This window comes from Streptosporangium sp. 'caverna', from assembly GCF_003203775.1.
Lineage (GTDB): Bacteria > Actinomycetota > Actinomycetes > Streptosporangiales > Streptosporangiaceae > Streptosporangium > Streptosporangium subroseum.
The window spans coordinates 232,918-251,903 of record NZ_CP029711.1; the positions used below are offsets into that span (position 1 = coordinate 232,918).

At 68.9% G+C, this 18,986-nt stretch carries 19 protein-coding genes; 16 read left to right on the forward strand and 3 right to left on the reverse strand.

From position 1 onward, the window contains the following. The 13 genes from DKM19_RS01170 to DKM19_RS01225 all read left to right on the forward strand — a co-directional run bounded on the left by DKM19_RS01170 (window position 1) and on the right by DKM19_RS01225 (window position 12,579). Window positions 1–1,068 carry a glucose-1-phosphate thymidylyltransferase gene (locus DKM19_RS01170; protein WP_110694090.1) on the forward strand — a complete coding sequence of 356 codons (1,068 nt, stop codon included), beginning with the start codon at window positions 1–3 and terminating at the stop codon, window positions 1,066–1,068. Continuing rightward, entirely contained in the window at window positions 1,065–2,105 is a 1,041-nt protein-coding gene (gene rfbB, locus DKM19_RS01175; RefSeq protein WP_110694091.1) for a dTDP-glucose 4,6-dehydratase, read from the forward strand. Before DKM19_RS01170 ends, rfbB begins: the two co-directional genes overlap by 4 nt. Continuing rightward, on the forward strand, window positions 2,102–2,992 hold the full coding sequence (gene rfbD, locus DKM19_RS01180; protein WP_110694092.1) for a dTDP-4-dehydrorhamnose reductase: 891 nt from the start codon (window positions 2,102–2,104) through the stop codon (window positions 2,990–2,992). Before rfbB ends, rfbD begins: the two co-directional genes overlap by 4 nt. Then, window positions 2,979–3,107, forward strand: coding sequence for a hypothetical protein (locus DKM19_RS52455; protein WP_255415494.1), 129 nt, complete (start codon window positions 2,979–2,981; stop codon window positions 3,105–3,107). Before rfbD ends, DKM19_RS52455 begins: the two co-directional genes overlap by 14 nt. Window positions 3,108–3,109: 2 nt before the next feature. Then, on the forward strand, window positions 3,110–4,345 hold the full coding sequence (locus tag DKM19_RS01185) for a class I SAM-dependent methyltransferase (RefSeq protein ID WP_110694093.1): 1,236 nt from the start codon (window positions 3,110–3,112) through the stop codon (window positions 4,343–4,345). Beyond that, window positions 4,342–5,118, forward strand: coding sequence for a sugar phosphate nucleotidyltransferase (locus DKM19_RS01190; RefSeq protein WP_110694094.1), 777 nt, complete (start codon window positions 4,342–4,344; stop codon window positions 5,116–5,118). Before DKM19_RS01185 ends, DKM19_RS01190 begins: the two co-directional genes overlap by 4 nt. Beyond that, window positions 5,115–6,431 (forward strand): DUF4910 domain-containing protein, encoded by a 1,317-nt coding sequence (locus DKM19_RS01195; protein WP_239514027.1) that lies wholly within the window; start codon window positions 5,115–5,117, stop codon window positions 6,429–6,431. The genes DKM19_RS01190 and DKM19_RS01195 overlap by 4 nt, the downstream gene beginning before the upstream one ends. Next, on the forward strand, window positions 6,428–7,414 hold the full coding sequence (locus DKM19_RS01200) for a hypothetical protein (RefSeq protein ID WP_110694095.1): 987 nt from the start codon (window positions 6,428–6,430) through the stop codon (window positions 7,412–7,414). The genes DKM19_RS01195 and DKM19_RS01200 overlap by 4 nt, the downstream gene beginning before the upstream one ends. Before the next feature lie 33 nt (window positions 7,415–7,447). Further along, entirely contained in the window at window positions 7,448–8,341 is an 894-nt protein-coding gene (locus DKM19_RS01205; protein ID WP_110694096.1) for a glycosyltransferase family 2 protein, read from the forward strand. A 258-nt stretch (window positions 8,342–8,599) separates the two neighbouring features. After that, on the forward strand, window positions 8,600–9,376 hold the full coding sequence (locus DKM19_RS01210; protein WP_089213529.1) for a glucose-1-phosphate cytidylyltransferase: 777 nt from the start codon (window positions 8,600–8,602) through the stop codon (window positions 9,374–9,376). Further along, the gene (locus tag DKM19_RS01215; protein WP_110694097.1) at window positions 9,373–10,020 is read left to right on the forward strand and encodes a PIG-L deacetylase family protein; all 648 of its coding nucleotides are present in this window, start codon (window positions 9,373–9,375) and stop codon (window positions 10,018–10,020) included. Before DKM19_RS01210 ends, DKM19_RS01215 begins: the two co-directional genes overlap by 4 nt. Beyond that, on the forward strand, window positions 10,020–11,039 hold the full coding sequence (locus tag DKM19_RS01220; RefSeq protein WP_110694098.1) for an NAD(P)-dependent oxidoreductase: 1,020 nt from the start codon (window positions 10,020–10,022) through the stop codon (window positions 11,037–11,039). Before DKM19_RS01215 ends, DKM19_RS01220 begins: the two co-directional genes overlap by 1 nt. Before the next feature lie 10 nt (window positions 11,040–11,049). Beyond that, window positions 11,050–12,579 carry an oligosaccharide flippase family protein gene (locus tag DKM19_RS01225; RefSeq protein WP_239514028.1) on the forward strand — a complete coding sequence of 510 codons (1,530 nt, stop codon included), beginning with the start codon at window positions 11,050–11,052 and terminating at the stop codon, window positions 12,577–12,579. Here the strand turns inward: DKM19_RS01225 and DKM19_RS01230 are convergent. Then, on the reverse strand, window positions 12,536–13,741 hold the full coding sequence (locus tag DKM19_RS01230) for an acyltransferase (protein WP_110694099.1): 1,206 nt from the start codon (window positions 13,739–13,741) through the stop codon (window positions 12,536–12,538). The two genes, DKM19_RS01225 and DKM19_RS01230, sit on opposite strands and share 44 nt — an antisense overlap. Window positions 13,742–14,118: 377 nt before the next feature. On the opposite strand from DKM19_RS01230, the gene DKM19_RS01235 reads away from it, so the two are divergent. Continuing rightward, window positions 14,119–14,940: a hypothetical protein gene (locus tag DKM19_RS01235; protein WP_162641183.1), complete on the forward strand. Its 822-nt coding sequence runs from the start codon at window positions 14,119–14,121 to the stop codon at window positions 14,938–14,940. A gap of 5 nt (window positions 14,941–14,945) precedes the next feature. Here DKM19_RS01235 and DKM19_RS01240 read toward each other — a convergent pair whose 3' ends face one another. Continuing rightward, the gene (locus tag DKM19_RS01240; RefSeq protein WP_110694101.1) at window positions 14,946–15,812 is read right to left on the reverse strand and encodes a DUF6492 family protein; all 867 of its coding nucleotides are present in this window, start codon (window positions 15,810–15,812) and stop codon (window positions 14,946–14,948) included. A gap of 207 nt (window positions 15,813–16,019) precedes the next feature. Between DKM19_RS01240 and DKM19_RS49190 the strand changes: the two genes are divergently transcribed. Continuing rightward, entirely contained in the window at window positions 16,020–16,739 is a 720-nt protein-coding gene (locus tag DKM19_RS49190) for a hypothetical protein (protein ID WP_162641184.1), read from the forward strand. Further along, window positions 16,736–18,091 carry an O-antigen ligase gene (locus tag DKM19_RS49195; RefSeq protein WP_162641186.1) on the forward strand — a complete coding sequence of 452 codons (1,356 nt, stop codon included), beginning with the start codon at window positions 16,736–16,738 and terminating at the stop codon, window positions 18,089–18,091. The genes DKM19_RS49190 and DKM19_RS49195 overlap by 4 nt, the downstream gene beginning before the upstream one ends. On the opposite strand, the gene DKM19_RS01250 is transcribed toward DKM19_RS49195, so the two are convergent. Beyond that, window positions 18,084–18,983 (reverse strand): hypothetical protein, encoded by a 900-nt coding sequence (locus DKM19_RS01250; protein ID WP_162641187.1) that lies wholly within the window; start codon window positions 18,981–18,983, stop codon window positions 18,084–18,086. The two genes, DKM19_RS49195 and DKM19_RS01250, sit on opposite strands and share 8 nt — an antisense overlap. Between the last annotated feature and the right edge of the window lie 3 nt (window positions 18,984–18,986).

The following is an 18,986-nucleotide window of genomic DNA, read 5'->3' on the forward strand; positions in this document are numbered from 1 at the left end:
GTGAAAGCACTCGTGCTCGCCGGGGGGTCGGGCACCCGGCTGAGACCGATCACCCACACCTCGGCGAAACAGCTCGTCCCTGTCGCCAACAAGCCCGTGCTCTTCTACGGGCTCGAGGCCATCGCCGCCGCCGGGATCCGGGAGATCGGGATCGTCGTGGGCGACACGCAGGCCGAGATCGAGGCGGCCGTCGGCGACGGCTTCGCGTTCGGCCTGCAGGTCACCTACATCCGCCAGCAGGCCCCGCTGGGGCTCGCCCACGCCGTGCTGATCGCCCGCGACTACCTCGGCGACGACGACTTCGTCATGTATCTCGGAGACAACTTCATCGTCGGCGGCATCAACGACATCGTGGACCGGTTCGCCCAGGAGCGGCCCGCGGCCCACATCATGCTCACCCAGGTCGGCGATCCCCAGCAGTTCGGCGTCGCCGAGCTCGACGCCCGCGGCAGGGTGGTCGGGCTGGAGGAGAAACCGCCCAATCCCAAGAGCGACCTCGCGCTCGTCGGGGTCTACCTCTTCACTCCCGCGATCCACGAGGCGGTGGCCGAGCTCAAGCCGTCGTGGCGGGGAGAGCTGGAGATCACCGACGCGATCCAGTGGCTGATCGCCGAGGATCAGTGGGTCGAGTCGACCGTCATCTCCGGCTACTGGAAGGACACCGGCAACGTCACCGACATGCTGGAGGTCAACCGGCTGGTCCTGGAGTCCCTGGACGCGCGCACGGACGGCACGGTGGACGGCGCCAGCCAGCTGATCGGCCGGGTGGTCGTCGAGGCGGGCGCCGTGGTCGAACGGTCCCGCATCGTCGGGCCCGCGATCATCGGCGCCGGAGCCCGGATCCTGGACAGCTACATCGGGCCGTTCACCTCGATCGCGGCCGACTGCACGATCAGCGGCAGCGAGATCGAATACTCGATCGTGCTGCCCAGATCCTCGATCTCCGGGGTCTCCCGGATCGAGGCGTCCCTCATCGGTCACGATGTCGAAGTCACCCCCGCCCCCAACACCCCCCGAGCCCACCGTTTCGTGCTGGGCGATCACAGCAAGGTTCAGATCAGTTCATGAAGGTCTTGGTCATCGGTGGGGCCGGATTCATCGGCTCCCACTACGTCCGCGCACTCGCCGCGGACGGTACGGCTGTGACGGTCATCGACAAGCTCACCTATGCCGGCAACCCGGCGAACCTGGAAGGTGCCGCCCACGACTTCGTCCACGGCGACATCTGTGACGCGGCCCTTCTGGCCGAGCTGGTCCCGGGGCACGACCTCGTCGTCAACTTCGCGGCCGAGTCCCACGTGGACCGGTCGATCGACGGGGCCGCGGACTTCGTGCGGACCAACGTGCTCGGCACGCAGGCGCTGATGCAGGCGTGTCTCGACGCGGGCACCCCGAGGGTGGTGCAGGTCTCCACCGACGAGGTCTACGGGTCGATCGACATCGGTTCCTGGAACGAGGACGCACCGGTCCGGCCGCGCTCGCCGTACTCCGCGGCCAAGGCGGGGGGCGATATGATCGCCCGCGCCTACGCGGTCACCCACGGCCTGCCGGTGTCCATCACCCGCTGCGGCAACAACTATGGACCGAACCAATATCCGGAGAAGATGATCCCCCTCTTCATCACCAACCTTCTCCGGGGTCGCAAGGTTCCGCTCTACGGCGACGGCGGCAACGTCCGCGACTGGGTCCACGTCGAGGACCACTGCGCGGGCATCCGGCTCGTCGCGGAGCTGGGCGAGCCCGGCGAGGTCTACCACATCGCCGGTACGGCGGAGCTGACCAACGTCGAGCTCACCACCCGGCTGCTCGCGGCCTGCGGCGTCGGCTGGGACATGGTCGAGTACGTCGAGGACCGCAAGGGACACGACCGCCGCTACTCCCTGGACGACTCCCGGCTCCAGGCACTCGGCTACCGGCCGGCCGTCCCGTTCGAGCAGGGGCTGACCGACACGGTCCGCTGGTACGCCGACCACCCGGACTGGTGGGAGGCCGCCGTCGCGAGCGAGCACGGCGGAAACGGCGAGCACGGCGAGCACGGCGGGGACGACGGGGACGGAGCCCCGCCGGGCGCGAGTGGCGAGCCGTCACGGGAGGACGTTCGATGAGCCGGTGGTTGGTCACCGGTGCTTCCGGCATGCTCGCGACCGAGCTGCTGGGCCGCCTGGCGGCCGGGAAGCACTCCGTCCTCGCGCTCCGCAGAGAGGAGCTCGACCTCTGCGACACGTCCGCCGTACGTCATCTGGTGTCGGCGTGCAAGCCGGACATCGTGGTGAACTGCGCGGCGTGGACGGCCGTGGACGACGCCGAGACGCACGAGGCGGAGGCGCTCGCCGTCAACGGCCTGGGGGTGCGGGCGCTGGCCGAGGCGTGCGCGAGCCTCGGCGCGCGGATGGTCCAGCCCTCCACCGACTACGTCTTCGACGGGACCGCGCTGGACCCCTACCCCGAGGACGCGGCGACCTGCCCGGTCAACGCCTACGGCCGCACCAAGCTCGTGGGCGAGCGCGCCGTGCTGGAGCTGCTGCCCGACACCGGTTACGTCGTGCGGACGGCCTGGCTGTACGGCGCGGCCGGCCCGAACTTCGCACGCACGATGGCCGGCCTCGAAAAGGACAGGGCGACCGTGGACGTCATCGACGACCAGTTCGGCCAGCCCACCTGGACCGGTGACCTGGCCGACCGGATCGTCCGGCTGGCACTCTCCGAGGCGCCGCCCGGCATCTACCACGCCACCAACTCCGGCCGGACGAGCTGGCACGCCTTCGCCAGGGAGATCTTCACGCTGGTCGGCGCCGACCCGGACCGGGTCAACCCGGTCTCCTCCAAGGAGTTCCCGCGCCCCGCGCGACGGCCGGCCTACAGCGTGCTGGGACACGACGGGTGGAGCCGGGCGGGGCTGCCGCCGATGCGGGACTGGCGAGAGGCATTGCGAGAGTCCGATGTTTTTGCCGGCGGTCAGCGGCGACGGGATCGCCGTGATGACCAGCGGTGACGGAGCCGCCGTGACGGTCGGCGGCGACGAGATCACCGCGGTCGGCCACGCGCGCGCGATGGCCGATATCCAGTCGAAGACGAGTCGAGCCGCGTTCAGCGGCGAGGGAGCATAGTGATGACAGCATGCCGGCTGTGCGGCTCGACGAGCCTGGCCAGCGTCGTCGACCTCGGGGCGACCCCGCCCTGTGAGCGGTTCCTGACCGCGGAGCAGCTTGAGGAGCCCGAGGTCACCTACCCGCTGCATCTGCGGGTCTGCACCGGCTGCTGGCTGGCGCAGATCCCGCCGATGATCACGCCGGAGGACACCTTCACCGAGTACGCCTACTTCTCGTCGTACTCGACGTCGTGGGTGGAGCACGCGCGGGAGTTCGTGCACGGGGCGGTCGACCGGCTCGGGCTGGACGACGACTCGTTCGTGGTCGAGGTGGCCAGCAACGACGGCTACCTGCTGCGGCACGTGATCGACCAGGGGATCCGATGCCTCGGCATCGAGCCGTCGAAGAACGTCGGCCAGGCGGCCAGGGACGGGGGCGTGCCGACGCTCACGGCCTTCCTCGGGCCGGAGACCGCCGACACGGTGCGCCAGGAGTACGGGCCCGCCGACCTCGTGGTGGCCAACAACGTCTACGCCCACATCCCGGACGTCATCGGCTTCACCCAGGGCCTGCGCGCCCTCGTGGCCGACGACGGCTGGGTCTCCATCGAGGTCCAGCACCTGCTCACCCTGATGGAGTTCAACCAGTACGACACGATCTACCACGAGCACTTCCAGTACTACACGGTCGCCTCCGCGCAGCGCGCCCTGGCCAGTGGCGGGCTGACCCTCGTGGACGTCGAGACGCTGCCGACCCACGGGGGCTCGATCCGCCTGTGGGCGCGGCCCGCCGAGGTCGCCGGCGAGCCCGGCGAACGGGTGGCCGAGCTGCTCGCGGCCGAGAAGGCCGCGGGGCTGCACGAGCTGTCCGGCTACGCGGAGTTCCGCGAGCGGGTGGCCCGCGTACGGCGGGACCTGCTGAAGTTTCTCGTCGGGGCCGCCGAGGAGGGCAAGACGGTGGTCGGCTACGGAGCACCGGGCAAGGGCAACACGCTGCTCAACCACTGCGGCATCCGGGCGGACCTGCTCTCCTACACGGTGGATCGCAACCCCTACAAGCACGGCAGGTTCACCCCGGGCGCGCGCATACCGATCCTGCCGCCCGAGCGGATCGCCGAAGACCGGCCCGACTACGTGCTCGTCCTGCCGTGGAACCTCCGCGAGGAGCTCATCGGCCAGCTGTCCTTCATACACGCCTGGGGAGGCCGGCTGGTCTTCCCCATCCCGAGCCTGGAGATCGTGGAGGTGAATCCGTGAAGGTCGTTCTTTTCTGCGGCGGGTACGGGACGAGGATGCGCAACGGCACGCCCGGTGAGGCTCCCAAGCCGATGCAGCTCGTGGGCCCCCGGCCGCTCATCTGGCATGTGATGCGCTACTACGCGCACTTCGGGCACAAGGAGTTCATCCTCTGCCTCGGCTACGGGGCGAACCACATCAAGGACTTCTTCCTGCACTACCAGGAGACGACCTCCAACGACTTCGTCCTGCGCGAGGGCAAGGTCGAGCTGCTGTCCACCGACATCTCGGACTGGTCGATCTCGTTCGTGCAGACCGGGATCGAGTCGCCGATCGGCGAGCGGCTCCGGCGGGTCCGCGACCGCCTCGACGGCGACGAGATGTTCCTGGCCAACTACGCCGACGTGCTCACCGACGCGCCGCTCCCGGAGATCGTCGACCGCTTCGCCAGGTCCGACGCCGGCGCGTCGATGATGGTGGTGCCTCCCTCGGACACCTTCCACTGCATCGAGCTCGGCGAGAGCGGGATGGTCGACGGGATCACCCCGGTCAGCCAGATGCCGCTCTGGGTCAACGGCGGATACTTCGTGCTCCGCCAGGAGGTCTTCGACCACATCCCGGAGAACGGTGACCTCGTCGCGGACGGCTGTGCCGAGCTGGCCAAGCGCGGCCGGATGCTCGCCTATCCCTACCGGGGATTCTGGCGGCCGACCGACACGGTCAAGGAGCGCTTCGCACTGAACGAGCAGTACGCGCGCGGCCTGCACCCCTGGGCACTCTGGGAGAACGCGTGAACGATCCGGACAGAGCGGGTAAGGAGATGCACGCGCTGGTCGAGCGCCTGCATCCGATCTGCCGCAGCATGACCGGCGACGGCGTCCGGCGCACCCTGGAGATCATCGGCGAGTCGATCCCGCTGGACGTGCACGAGGTGCCGACCGGGACGCAGGTGCTGGACTGGACGGTCCCCCAGGAGTGGAACATCCGGGACGCCTACGTCAAGGACGCCTCCGGCCGCAAGGTGATCGACTTCGCCGAGACCCCGCTGCACGTGGTCGGCTACAGCGTGCCGGTCGAGGCGACGATGCCGCTGTCGCAGCTGCGCGAGCACCTGCACACGCTGCCCGACCAGCCCGGCCTCGTCCCGTACCGGACCGGCTACTACGCGGCGAACTGGGGTTTCTGCCTCAGCGAGGACACGCTGCAGGAGCTGCAGGACGGCGAGTACGAGGTCAGGATCGACGCCACCCTGGCCGACGGGCACCTCACCTACGCCGAGCACGTCGTGCCGGGCGAGCTGGACGACGAGGTGATAATCGTCTGCCACACCTGTCACCCCGCTCTCGCCAACGAGACGCTGGCGGGCATCGCGGTGGCGGTTCAGCTCGCCCAGGCTCTCGCCGAGTCCCGCCCCCGTCACACCTACCGGTTCGTGTTCGCGCCGGGCACGATCGGGTCGATCACCTGGCTGGCCCGCAACCGGGACAGGGTGGATCGCATCAAGCACGGATTCGTGCTGGCCTGCGCGGGTGACCCCGGCCATCTCACCTACAAGCGCAGCCGCCGCGGCGACACGCTCATCGACCGGGCCGCCGCCCACGTGCTGAGCACCCGCGAGCACGAACTCCTCGACTTCACCCCGTACGGCTACGACGAGCGCCAGTTCTGCTCGCCCGGCTTCAACCTGCCGGTGGGCCTGCTGACCCGGTCCCCCAACGAGGCGTACCCGGAGTATCACACCTCGGCGGACGACCCCGACTTCGTCACTCCTGAGGCGATGGCCGACACCCTGGCCGCGGTGCGGGAGATCGTCGAAGTCATCGAGGGGAACCGCACCTATCTCAACCTGCAGCCGTACGGCGAACCCCAGCTCGGCAAGCGCGGACTCTACCGTTCACCGGCCCTGCACAAGGACAACAAGCAGCATCAGATGGCCATCCTGTGGATACTTAACTATTCCGACGGTGACCATAGCCTTCTGGACATCGCGGAGCGGTCGGCGATTCCCTTCGCCGCCCTGGTGGAGGCGGCACGGGCACTGTCCGAGGGCGGTCTCCTGGACGAGGCGACCCAGCAGCCATCACAATCCCATGGGGAGCGAGCATGAAGGCCATGAAGACCGCCGAGTCCTTCAAAGTCGGCGATCTGGTGGAGGTTCTCAGCGCGGAGGACATCCTGGCGACGCTTGACGAGAAGGGCGAGCTCGACGGGCTGCCGTTCATGCCGGAGATGCTGGAGTTCTGCGGCAGGAAGCTCACCGTGTACAAGGTGGCGCACAAGCTCTGCGACACCATCGACCGCACCGGCCTGCGCCACATGACCGAGGCCCTGCACCTGTCCGGCTCCCGCTGCGACGGCGCCGCCCACGGTGGCTGCCAGACCGCGTGCCTGTTCTACTGGAAGACCGCGTGGCTGCGCAGGGCCGAGGGCGCCCTGGACCCGCCGCCTCCGGCCAAGCCGGTGGACGTGCAGATCCTGCACCGCAACGCGGTCAGGGAGCCGTTCGACGACGGCGCGCCGCGTTACGCCTGCCAGGCCACCGAGATCCTCCGCGCCGCCCCCGGTCGCCTGCCGCTCAAGGACATGCGCCAGTACGTCTGGGACGTGCGTTCCGGAAACGCCACCACCTGGGAGACCGTGCGGGCCTTCCTCATCGGCCTGTTCAACCGCGTGCAGAGCCTGAGCCAACGCGTTCTGCCCAAGCGCCTCCTGCTGAAGGAGGGACTGGCCTGGGGGTTCCTCAAGGGCCGCGCGATCGGCGGCACCCCGGTGGCCACCCTCGACCTGCAGCCGGGCGAGTTGGTCCGGGTCAAGTCCAAGGACGAGATCGCGGCCACCCTGGACCCGAACCTCCGCAACCGGGGCATGGGCTTCGAGGTCGGCCTCACCGCGTTCTGCGGCCGGACCGCCAAGGTCGTCGGCCGGGTGGAGCGCTGCATCGACGAGCCGACCGGCCGGATGCTGGAGATGAAGACCCCGTGCATCCTGCTGGAGGATTTCGTCTGCCCCGGCGTCCCCAATATGAACTGCCCGCGAGGGCACCTGCCGTTCTGGCGCGAGATCTGGCTGGAACGGGTCGAATCGCGCTGACCCCCTGATGAACGACCCCCCGAGGAGAGACAGATGCTAGTGTCCATCGGCCTGCCGGTCTACAACGGCGCCGACGTCATGGAAGGCGTGGTCCGATCGGTCCTCGCGCAGCAGTACGGCGACGTCGAACTGGTCATCTCCGACAACGCCTCGACCGACTCGACCGAGGAGCTCTGCCGGGGCCTGGCCGCGCAGGACAGCCGCATCTCCTACCACCGCCAGCCCGAGAACCTGGGCATGCTGCGTAACTTCGACTACGCCATCCAGGTGGCGAAAGGCGACGTCTTCCGGTGGATCGGGGACGACGACCGGCTCGACCCGACCTATGCCACCAAGTGCGTCGACGCCTTCACCGCCGACCCCCGGCTGCTGATGGTCACCACCCAGATCTCCTACACCGACACCCGTGACGGCGTGGTGCGGACCCAGCGCTACGAGGAGGCCAATCCCGGCTTCGGGCTCGGCTCCGACGACCCGGCCGAGCGGGTGACCGAGCTGCTCCGCCTGCTCAACGAGAGCTACCTGATCATCGACCCGCTGTACGGCATGGTCCGCCGCGAGCCCGTGGCCGCGATGACCCGCCGCAACATGCCGCGTGAGGACCAGGTCTTCGCCACCCGTCTGGCCATGGCCGGGCCGTGGGAGCACATCAACGAGGTGCTGGCCGAGCGCCACTGGGACATCAAGCACCGCGGCAAGCTGGCCCGCCGCCTCGGCGTGCCCACCTGGAAGGGCTACTGCTCCACGCTGCTGCAGTGCCGCGAGACCCTGTTCTGGGCGCACGCCCAGGTCGAGGACGGCACGCTCACGGCCGAGCAGTACCGCCGGATCCGCAGCGCGGTCCGCGCCCTGTACGTGCGCAGGCACCGGCAGACCGCGGTGCGCCGGGTTCGCAAGGTCACCCGGATGGCCGTCGGCCGTTCCTGACTCCTCCGGATCGGTGTGGGGCGGGCAAGACACAGGGGTGTCGGCCCGCCAACCTTTCCCGCCTCGGCCGCGTCATGGATATGCCGGCCGCGGGTCGGTCCCGCCGGTTGCGCGGGCGCCGGTTGTATCGCGGTGGATCGATCGGACGATGTATTGGTGCTCCCCTGCGAATGTGACGGGGGAGTTGGTGGAGAAGTTGTTTTATGTCCGTGAATGGGGAGGCAGACTTGTCTTCCCGGTTCCGTCTTTGGAGATCGTGTGAAGGTCGTCCTGTTCTGCGGCGGGTACGGCACACGGATGCGCAGTGGCGCGCCCGGTGACGTCCCCAAGCCGATGCAGCCGGTGGGCCCTCGACCGTTGATCTGGCATGTGATGCGCTACTACGCGCATTTCGGCCACACCGAGTTCGTGCTGTGCCTGGGCTACGGCGCGCATCACATCAAGGACTTCTTCCTGCACTACGAGGAGACCACGTCCAACGACTTCATCCTGCGCGGCGGCCGGGTGGAGCTGCTGTCCACCGACATCTCCGACTGGTCGATCTCGTTCGTGGACACCGGCATCGACTCCCCGATCGGCGAGCGGCTGCGCCGGGTGCGCGGCCATCTGGAGGGTGAGGAGATGTTCCTGGCCAACTACGCCGACGTGCTCACCGACGCGCCGCTGGACGACATCGTGGCGCGCTTCGCCCGCTCCGACGCGGGGGCCTCGATGACCGTCGTCCCGCCGTCGGACACCTTCCACTGCATCGAGTTGGGCGAGGACGGCAGGGTCGGCGGCATCACCCCGGTCAGCGACATGCCGCTCTGGTCCAACGGCGGCTACTTCGTGCTCCGCCAGGAGATCTTCGACCACATTCCGGAGAACGGCGACCTGGTCGCCGACGGCTGCGCCGAACTGGCCAAGCGCGGCAGGCTGCTGTCCTATCCCTACCGGGGATTCTGGCGCCCGACCGACACGGTCAAGGAACGCGTCGCGCTCAACGAGGAGTACGCCCGCGGCGAGCGTCCCTGGGCACTCTGGGAGCGCGCGTGATCGGCCTCAGGTCGCCGGGGATCGCCAGGGTCGCCGCGCTCGCGGCGCACTGCGACGACCTGGCCATCGGTGCGGGCGGCAGCCTGCTCACGCTCTGCAGGGCACGGCCGGGCATCCGGGTGGACGCGCTCGTGCTCTCCGGCGGCGGCACCGAGCGCGAGGACGAGGAGCGCGCCGCGCTGGAGGCGTTCTGCCCCGGCGCCGACCTGCGCGTCACCGTGCTCAAGCTGCCCGACGGCCGGTTGCCCGCGCACTGGGACGAGGCCAAGGCGGCGGTCGAGGAGCTTCGGTCGAGGACCGATCCCGACCTGCTGTTCGCGCCCTGGAGCAAGGACGCCCACCAGGATCACCGCGGTCTGGCCAAGCTCGTGCCGACCGCGTTCAGGAACCATCTGGCGCTCTCCTACGAGATCGTCAAGTGGGACGGCGACCTCGCCGCTCCCTCGGTCTACCAGCCGCTCGCCCCGGACATCGCCGAGGCGAAGGTCAGCCTGCTGCAGGAGCACTACCCCTCGCAGCGGAGCAAGCCGTGGTATGACCGCGAGGCCTTCCTCGGGCTCGCACGCATCCGCGGGATCGAGTGCCACGCGCGCTACGCCGAGGCGTTCCATGTCAACAAACTGACTCTCGATCTGGAGAACTGATGCGGGTATTGCTGACCGGACACCAGGGTTACCTGGGCAGCGTCATGTCCCCGGTGCTCGCCGCGGCCGGGCACGAGGTGGTCGGTCTGGACTCCGGCCTGTTCGCCGACTGCCTGCTCGGGCCGGCTCCGGCCGAGATCGAGACCTACGCGGTGGACCTGCGCGACGTCGGGCCCGAGCACCTGGCCGGGTTCGACGCGGTGATCCACCTGGCGGCGCTGTCCAACGACCCGCTGGGCGCGCTGGCCCCCAAGCTGACCTACGACATCAACCACCACGCCTCCTCCCGCCTGGGCAGGCTGGCCAAGGACGCCGGCGTCAAGCGGTTCCTCTACGCCTCCACCTGCTCGGTCTACGGCGCCTCCGGCGGCGACAGCCTGCTGACCGAGGACGCGCCGCTGCGCCCGGTCACGCCGTACGCCGAGTCCAAGGTGCGGGTCGAGGACGATCTGCTCGCACTGGCCGACGACGACTTCAGCCCGGTGTTCCTGCGCAACGCCACCGCGTTCGGTTTCTCACCCCGGCTGCGCGCCGACATCGTGCTCAACAACCTGGTCGGGCACGCCTACCTGAGCGGCCAGGTCAAGGTGATGTCGGACGGCACGCCGTGGCGGCCGCTGGTGCACGCCGAGGACATCGCGGACGCGTTCGCGGCCTGCCTGGTCGCGCCCAGGGACGCGGTGCACGGTCAGGCGTTCAACGTCGGCTCCGAGCAGAACAACCTGACCGTCGCCGAGATCGCCGCCGAGGTGGTCGAGGCGGTGCCCGGCTCGGCCCTGGTCATCACCGGCGAGTTCGGCGCCGACCCCCGCTCCTACCGCGTCGACTTCTCCCGTATCCGTACGGCGCTGCCCGATTACGAGGCCGGCTGGACGGTCAAGGCGGGCGCGGTCGAGCTGATCGACGCCTACCGGCGCTTCGAGCTGACGCAGGACGCCTTCGTCAATCGGTTCACCAGGCTCGCCCGACTCTCCGCCCGGCGCGCGGACGGCACGATCGACGATTCGCTGCGCCCGTGAGGAGAAGGTCGTGACCGGCGAACAGGCCGCACAAACCCCGGCGGCTGTAGCGGCTGTGACGTCCACAGCGGCCGGCACGGCCGACCCGCCCCCCGCGTCGCTGCGCCGCAAGGCCGGGCGCGGGCTGGGCTGGAGCCTGCTCGGCAACCTGGTGATGAAGGCCGGGTCCTTTGTCATGGGCCTGGTGCTGGCCCGCCTGCTGGCCCCGGAGGACTTCGGCATCTACGCGGTGGCGCTGGCCGCGACCAACATCGTCATGGTGGTCAAGGACCTGGGCATCATGGCCGCGACCATCCAGTGGCGCGGTGAGATCGAGGAGATGGCGCCCACCGCGACGCTGCTGAACCTGTTCTCGGCGACCGCGCTGTACGGGGTGTTCTGGGTGGGCGCTCCATACTTCGCGGCCACCGCGGGCAACCCCGAGGCCACGCCGGTGGTGCGGCTGCTGACCGCGGTCATCCTGGTGGAGGCGATCACCGCCGTCCGGACCGGGGCGCTGCTGCGGCGCTTCCAGCAGGACAGGAGCAGCATCGCGATCCTGGCCGGGTTCGTGGTCAACGCGGGCGTGGCGATCGCGCTGGCGGCCGGTGGCGCCGGGCCCTTCAGCTTCGCCTGGGGCCAGGTGGCCGCCGCCGTGGTCACCGGCGTGCTCGTGCTCTTCTTCGCCAAGATGCCGTTCCGGGTCGGCTTCGACCGGGAGATCGCCAAGCGGCTGCTGCGCTTCGGCATCCCGTCGGCGGCCGGGATCGGCCTGGAGACCGTCCTGGCCAACGTGGGCTACGTCATCGTCGGCAACATCATGGGCAACGACCGCCCGTGGCTCGGCTACTACCTGCTGGCCTTCAACGTCTCCAGCTGGGTGCCGGGACTGGTCGGCACCGCGATCAGACAGGTGTCGCTGGCCGGGTTCTCCCGGCTGGCGGAGGGCGAGGACGACGAGCTCTCGCGCGGCGTGCAGGGCTCGGTCGCCCTGCTGTTCGCCACGGTGTTACCCCTGGCCGTGCTGATGGGAACGCTGGCGCACCCGATCATCCACGTCCTGTACGGCGTGGAGTGGAGCCAGTCGGCCGGTGTGCTGCGCTTCCTCGCGCTGCTGATGCTGATCCGGATGATGACCTCCTTCGCGCTGGACATCCTCAACGGCCAGGGCGCGACCCGCTCGACGGTGTGGATGAACATCGGGTACGGCGCCGCCATGGTGCCGACCGTCATCGTCTGCACACAGCTGGAGGGCATTCGCGGCGCGGCCTTCGGCCAGGCCGCCGCCGCGCTGCTGGTCGCGCTGCCGCTGGCGATCCTGGCCGTCAACAGGGCCGGGGTGCGGCTGCTGCCGGTCCTGCCCATGCTGGTCCGGCCGCTTGTCGGCGGTCTGGCCTGTTTCGGCGTCGCGATGGCGCTGGCCTACCTGACCGCCGGCAACGCGTTCGTCACGCTGTTCGTGGCGGGCGGCGCGGGCATGCTGACCTACATCGTGATCGTGGTGCCGCTGGACAGGATCAGGTCGTTTGCCGAGCGGGGGATTCGTCTGATGGCGCGCTAGCCCGGTCGCGCCGCCGCCGTACCCGGGCCAGCATGGCCGCACGCAGGGCGGGCCAGTTCCTGTGCCGCTGGAAGGGCAGCTCGAACACGGCCGCGAAGCCGCGCGCCACCAGCAGCGTCACCGGCACGCACAGCGCCAGCGTGGCCAGGAACGCCGGCGTGCCCGGCGGCACGTTCGGCGCGATGACCAGCGCGTGCAGCGCGACCACGATCGGCGCGTGGGTGAGGTAGAGGCTGTAGGAGAACGACCCGAGGGCGCGGAGCGGCCGGGTGTCCAGCACCCTGATCAGCGGCGCGGGACGGCCCGCCGCGATCGCCGCGAGCAGGCAGCCGACGGCCGGGCCGAGCGCCAGGTCCACCCAGTAGAAGTTCTCCGCGGTCCAGACCGAGCCGCGCGTCACGACCAGCACCATGACCGGGATCACGGCCAGCACGGACAGCCGGCCCCATGGCACCCGCAGCCAGTGGCCCCCGGCCACGCTCGCCACCACCGCCCCGATCGCGAACAGCACCGCGAACTGCGGCGTGAAGCGCATCAGCATGTCGACCGCGGGAACCGAGGGCGCGAGCAGGCCGATGGCCACCACCACGACGGTGACCGCGCCCAGCATCACGACCATGCCCGCCCGGCGCACCATCAGCAGCAGCAGCGGGAAGACCAGATACAGCTGGGCTTCGATGGCGATCGACCAGAACGCGCCGTTCGGGCTGGGCGAGCCGAACACGTCCTGGATCAGCAGCCCGTAGAAGAGCACAGACTTGGCGTTCGGCGCGCCCTGACCGGGCTGTGGGATGAGCGTCCAGGCGATGATGAGGCTCATCGCCAGAGCCGGCCAGTAGGGCGGCAGAACACGCCACAGTCGCCGGTGCGCGAACCTGCGGAGGCCGCCCAGCTCCCAGTTGCGCCGGGCGGGGGCCACCGCCAGTGAGAAGCCGGACAGGACGATGAACACCGCGACCGCGAAATGCCCATAAAGCAACCAGTCTGTCCATTTTGGGCCGGTATTAAGTGGGAAACCGGGGAACGACGACAGCCAGCAGTGGTGCAGCACCACAAACAGGGCCGCCAGCCCGCGGATCCCGTCCAGCCCGACGAGGCGTCTCTGCCCGTCCTGGCCCGGTGGTGCCGACTCGGTCGCCGCACCATCCGTCGCTGACGTCATGTGGTCCTCTCCCCCGACAAGCAAGTCCTCCGTAGGTTTATCGGAGAAGACGCACCGCGTATAACCGTTGCAGGGAGTGCGTAGGCTAGAAAGTCGGTGGATAGTTGGTAGGTCAGTGGATAGCTGTAGATGGTCACTGGTGAGTTGCGGATGTAACGATCAATAGGTGTAGGGCGATTCCTACCGTGTAGGGTCGGGGCCGCCCGAGGCGCTCCCGTGCGCCATGACACTGGGCGGGGGAACAGATGGAGTTTTGGAAGATCATCCTCGGCCTAGCTGCACGGAAGATGGTGGGGCCGCCGTTGGTCCTGCTCTCCCTTGCCGTGGCCGCGGCCTCTTTTTATTTTGTACCGGTCCACTACACCTCGAACGTCTTGATGGTCTTGACCACATCGGCCAAGGGGGCGTTCACGGATCCCACCAAGCCGGCCGGGCTGACCAACCCGCTGCTGCAGTTCAGCGACGGGCTCAAGACGACGGCGAGCATTTTGATCCAGTCGATGAACACACCGGACATAAAGAGTGCTCTTGGAGCGCCGGTGGGTGGCACGACCGACCTGGTGATCGACGACGGCCGCACCGATCCTGATCTTCTTGACATCAGTGGCCCGTACATCTACATCTCGGTGGACGCCAGGACCGCTGCGCAGGCCAGTAGCGTGGTGGACAAGGCCCAGACGATGATCCGCGAGTCACTGGACACCCGCCAGAAGAGCCTGGGCGCGCCGCGCTCCACTTTCATCATGGTGGCCGGGATCGTCCCCGCCTCCGAGCCGGAGATGGAGCTGGGCGGCAAGTGGCAGGCCGCCGCCGTGGCGTTCGTGCTGACCCTCGCCGGGACCTTCGGCATCGCGTACGCGTTCGCGCGCTCGCGGATGGTCAAGCGGCCCGTGCCGGTCTCGCAGCGGCCGGACCCGGACATCTCCCCCTGGCCGGACCGGGAGGACATGACCGCCACCACCCAGTGGCGTGCCGACCGGCTGGTGCGTAAGCCGTACCCGCCGATGATCAGCAACACGACCGTGGAGCGGGTGGACGAGGAGAGGGTGGACGATCTCCGCGTGGCGCCCGTCGTCCGCGACGACGACCGCTACGACGACGAGACCATCGTCATCGTGCTCTCCGACGGTGACGACGGTGTCGGGACGGGCGGCTGGGTCACCAAGAACGGCTCCGCTCCCGACGATCGGCAGTCCTGACTCCTTCATTTTCTCGCGACCTCGACACAGCGCCGCTCGGCGGTCCTACGGACCTCGAGGGGCGTGTTCGAGTGTGAAGAGATCATCATGCCGACCGCGTCCTGGCCGATCCCGTCACCGAAGGCCAGCGCGCCCGCCTCGTCCATCGGCCGGCGGTCGTAGCTGCTGTGGCAGATGAGCGGGCTGCTCGGCGGGCGTTGTTTCATGAGCTCGTCGGCGTAGACGCCGTACACGATGAACTCGGAGATGTGCAGTTGCTGGGTGAACGCGTCCACCCAGTGCTTGCCGGTGATCTCGGCGATGCGGTCCTGCATCGCCCGGACGACGACCGGGTCCCAGAAGATCAGCGCGTCCACGTAGTCGTTCAGCGGCGGGGGCGGCGCGGCGGGCAGGCCGAGCAGGTCGCGGGCCACCTGGTGCCAGCGCACGTGCCGGTCCATGCCGTCGTGCACCGCGTCCGGCTTGCGGAACAGCGACAGCTCGCCGTCCACCCGGAAGTTCGCGGCCTCGACCGGGCGGACCAGCACCACGTCGGAGTCGGCGAGCAGGATCGCGTCGGCGTCGATCATCCCGGCGGCGGCGATCTTGGCGGCCTGCTGCATGACCCAGCCGCGGACCGGTGGCCACGGATGGCCCGCGTTCAGCCAGGTGCCGCCGGGCATCCGCCAGTAACGGCGGGGCAACAGCTCGGGATGCGTCCAGATCCGGCAGCGGGGGCCCGCGTATCCGCTGAAGGCGCTCTTGTGGGCGGCCGGCACGATCACGTGATGCACGGTGTCATCGGAGGTGAACTCCAGCACCGACCGGTGCAGCTCGGCGAAGAAGGCTCCGTCGGGCTTCCACGTCGGCGTGATGACGGCCAGCTCAGTCATGGGCCGGTGGCCTCCAGTCTTTCTGACGCTTTTTCTGTCGCGAACGTGCGACATCGACCAATGTTCAACGGTGAGCGAACGGCTAGGCTATGCCCCCTGGGCAGCTTCTCATCTGCTATCGGCCTCATCATCTGATTCGTTACGGATAGGCGTAACACCACCCGCATCAAGCCGCGATAGAAATGAGAGGTTCGGGGAAGGAATCATATGGACTTCTGGGGGACGGTCCTCGTCCTGGTCCGGCGCTGGTATATCGCCCTTCCCATGTTGCTTCTGGGGCTGGGCGGCGCGGCGATGGCCTATCTGACCATTCCGCCGACCTACATCTCCAACGGTGTGATCGTGCTGAGCATCCCGACCACCGGAGGAACGGTCCCGCCGGATCCGAAGCTGCCCAACCCGATCACCAACCCGCTGCTGAACTTCGACTACGGCCTCAACATGACCGCCTCGATCCTGATCCAGGCGATGGGCTCCCCGGAGATGACCGCCGAGCTCGGGGTGCTGCCCGGCGACCCGACCTCCTACAAGGTCACCAACGGCAGCACCAACCCGGAGAGCATGGCCAGCAGCCCGTTCGTGTTCGTGGAGGGCGAAAGCGACAGCGCCGAGGGCGCGCGCCAGATGGTCGCCAAGGTGCTGGCCAGGACCAAGCAGGAGCTGGTGCAGCGGCAGACCAAGGTGGGAGCGCCGCGGCAGACCTTCCTCACCGCGATCGAGGTGGTCGCCCCGACGACCCCGCAGCCCCAGCTCGGCAGCAAGGCCAGGGGGGCCGCGGCGGCGGCCGGAGTGGGCGCGCTGCTGAGCCTGTGGAGCACGTTCGCGGTGGAGAGCTACCTGGTCGACCGGCAGAGGCGCAAGCAGTCAGAGCCGGGCAGGTCGTCCTCGGAGCCGCGCGGCGCGCAGCCCCTGGGCGCGATGCGATGACGACGGCATCCCCCCGGATCCAGATCGCCTCCCTGGACAGCCCACTGCAACAGCGCGCCGACGGCGCGACCCTGATGTGCGTCTACGTCATGGTGATTCTGCTGACCCCCGCCCGGCTGATCCTGCGCGGCCTGCCGATGTCGCTGACCCCGGCCGACGTGCTCGGCCTGTTCACGATCACGCTGTGGTTCTGCGCGCACTTCACCACCACGCTGGGCGTCGCCAAAGGCCCGAACGCGGTCCGCCGCGGCATGTTCACCTACGGCTTCGCCCTCCTGTTCGTGTACGGCTACGCGACCTTCGCCTACCTGCCCAGCGACGAGCTCAATTCGGCCGACCACTCGCTGGTGCTGGTCGTCGCCAACCTGGGGCTCGCGCTCGGGATGGTCGACGGGGTGCGCGGGCGCGAGCGGCTGGACTTCGTGCTGAAGGCCATGGTGGTCGCCGGGGTCGGGATGGCGTTCATCGGAGGGGTCCAGTGGATCTCCGGGATCGACCTCACCGTCTACATGGAACTGCCCATCCTCCACGCCAACGACGTCGTCGTCCAGGCGGTCGAGGCCAGGTCGGGCATCCAGCGGGTGCCGGCCACCACCGGCCACCCGATCGAGTTCGGCGTGATCATGGCGATGATCCTGCCGTTCGCCGTCCACTACGGTTTCCACGCCCGGGACCGGGGACAGTCCCCCCGCCGCTGGTGGATCGCCGCCGTGATGATCGCGATGGGCCTGATGTTCGCGGTCTCCCGCTCCGGCATCCTGGCCATCGCCACGGTCGGCATCGTGCTGTTCATCGGCTGGTCGGGCCGGCGCAGGCTGCAGGCGATGGGGGTGGTGGGGGCTTTCCTGGTCGTCGTCCAGGTGCTGTTCCCCGGCCTGCTCGGCACCTTCTACAACCTGTTCACCAGCATCGGCTCCGACGACAGTGTGCGCTACCGGGTGCACGACTATCCCAACGCGACCGCCGAGTTTCTGCGCCGCCCCTGGTTCGGCCGCGGCATCGGCACCTGGTACGCCCCGAAGCACCAGGTCTTCGACAACCAGTATCTGCTCACGCTGGTCGAGGCGGGCATCGTGGGCATCACCGTGCTGGTCGGCATCGTCCTGATCGCGGCGTACGGCGCGTCCAAGGCCCGCTACCTGAGCGTCGACCCCCGCGACCGCAACCTGGCCCTGACCCTCGCCGCGACCGCGATCGTGCCCCTGGTCGGCGCGGTCACCTTCGACCTGCTCGCCTTCCCGCAGGTCACCGCGCTGATGTTCTTCCTGATCGGCGCCTGCGGTGCGATGCTGCGCATCGTCGAGGACGAACGCAAACAGTCGCGGCAGCAGGCGCCGTCCGCGCCTAGGTAGGACAGGCCAGCGGCCCGACGGTGGAGGTGACGTTGTAGTCGTCGTCGATGGTGACCAGGGAGTTGCCGGACCAGTCGGTGTTGGCGCAGTCGATAGAGGCCGGGCCGAAGTCCCACGAGCGGTCCACCACGGCGTTGTTCCGGGCGACCGCACCGGGCGCGGTCCTGATCTGCACCGTGTACGTTCCACCGATCAGCAGATTGTCGGTGACCGTGACGCCCTGGGTGCGGTCGACCAGGAAGACCGGGGCGGTGTGCGACGGAGCCTTGCGCTGGTCGACCGTGTTGTGGTGGAAGGTGAGGTTCTTGCTGGCGCCGACACTCTGGATGCCGTCGGAGTGGTCACCCGAGTTGCTGCACAGCAGGACAAAAGAGTCCTTGATCGTCACATTGTCACCGGAGACGCTGAATCCGTCACCGTGGCCGCGGATGTGCACCCGGGTCGCGGTGAAGCCCGCGTCCAGGATGCCCGGCGCGGTGTCACAGCGGTCGGTCGGGCCGACGGTGGAGTCACTGACGTCGAAGGTGTAGCGCTTGTTGTCGTAGACGCCCATGATCTGGCCGTCGATCTGGCTGTTGGTGATCGTGACGTCATTGGCGGTGATCAGCAGGTTGCCGGGCACGTGCACGGCGTCGAGGACGGTTCCGGGCTTGGTGATCCGGAGCGTCTCGCCGTCCATGTTCAGCTTGAGCTCGGTGAGCTTCGTGCCTGGCGGCACGCCTGTGCACGCCGGGGTCGGATATTTGCCGCAGCCGGCACTGGGGCTGGGCGAGGGAGTCACCGTGACCGTGGGGGTCGTCGGCGGGCTGGTGGTCGGTGGCGGAGACGTCTGGGTGCAGGCCGTGGCGAGGAGCGCGCCGGCCAGTAGTGCGGCCATCAACGGCCTCCGCATGTG

Coding starts and splice junctions, on each gene's coding strand:
- rfbB (WP_110694091.1), top strand. CDS start 1,065: ATGAAGGTCTTGGTCATCGGTGGGGCCGGATTCATCGGCTCCCACTAC.
- rfbD (WP_110694092.1), top strand. CDS start 2,102: ATGAGCCGGTGGTTGGTCACCGGTGCTTCCGGCATGCTCGCGACCGAG.
- DKM19_RS52455 (WP_255415494.1), top strand. CDS start 2,979: ATGACCAGCGGTGACGGAGCCGCCGTGACGGTCGGCGGCGACGAGATC.
- DKM19_RS01185 (WP_110694093.1), top strand. CDS start 3,110: ATGACAGCATGCCGGCTGTGCGGCTCGACGAGCCTGGCCAGCGTCGTC.
- DKM19_RS01200 (WP_110694095.1), top strand. CDS start 6,428: ATGAAGGCCATGAAGACCGCCGAGTCCTTCAAAGTCGGCGATCTGGTG.
- DKM19_RS01205 (WP_110694096.1), top strand. CDS start 7,448: ATGCTAGTGTCCATCGGCCTGCCGGTCTACAACGGCGCCGACGTCATG.
- DKM19_RS01220 (WP_110694098.1), top strand. CDS start 10,020: ATGCGGGTATTGCTGACCGGACACCAGGGTTACCTGGGCAGCGTCATG.
- DKM19_RS01230 (WP_110694099.1), bottom strand. CDS start 13,741: ATGACGTCAGCGACGGATGGTGCGGCGACCGAGTCGGCACCACCGGGC.
- DKM19_RS01235 (WP_162641183.1), top strand. CDS start 14,119: ATGGTCTTGACCACATCGGCCAAGGGGGCGTTCACGGATCCCACCAAG.
- DKM19_RS01240 (WP_110694101.1), bottom strand. CDS start 15,812: ATGACTGAGCTGGCCGTCATCACGCCGACGTGGAAGCCCGACGGAGCC.
- DKM19_RS49190 (WP_162641184.1), top strand. CDS start 16,020: ATGGACTTCTGGGGGACGGTCCTCGTCCTGGTCCGGCGCTGGTATATC.
- DKM19_RS49195 (WP_162641186.1), top strand. CDS start 16,736: ATGACGACGGCATCCCCCCGGATCCAGATCGCCTCCCTGGACAGCCCA.
- DKM19_RS01250 (WP_162641187.1), bottom strand. CDS start 18,983: ATGCGGAGGCCGTTGATGGCCGCACTACTGGCCGGCGCGCTCCTCGCC.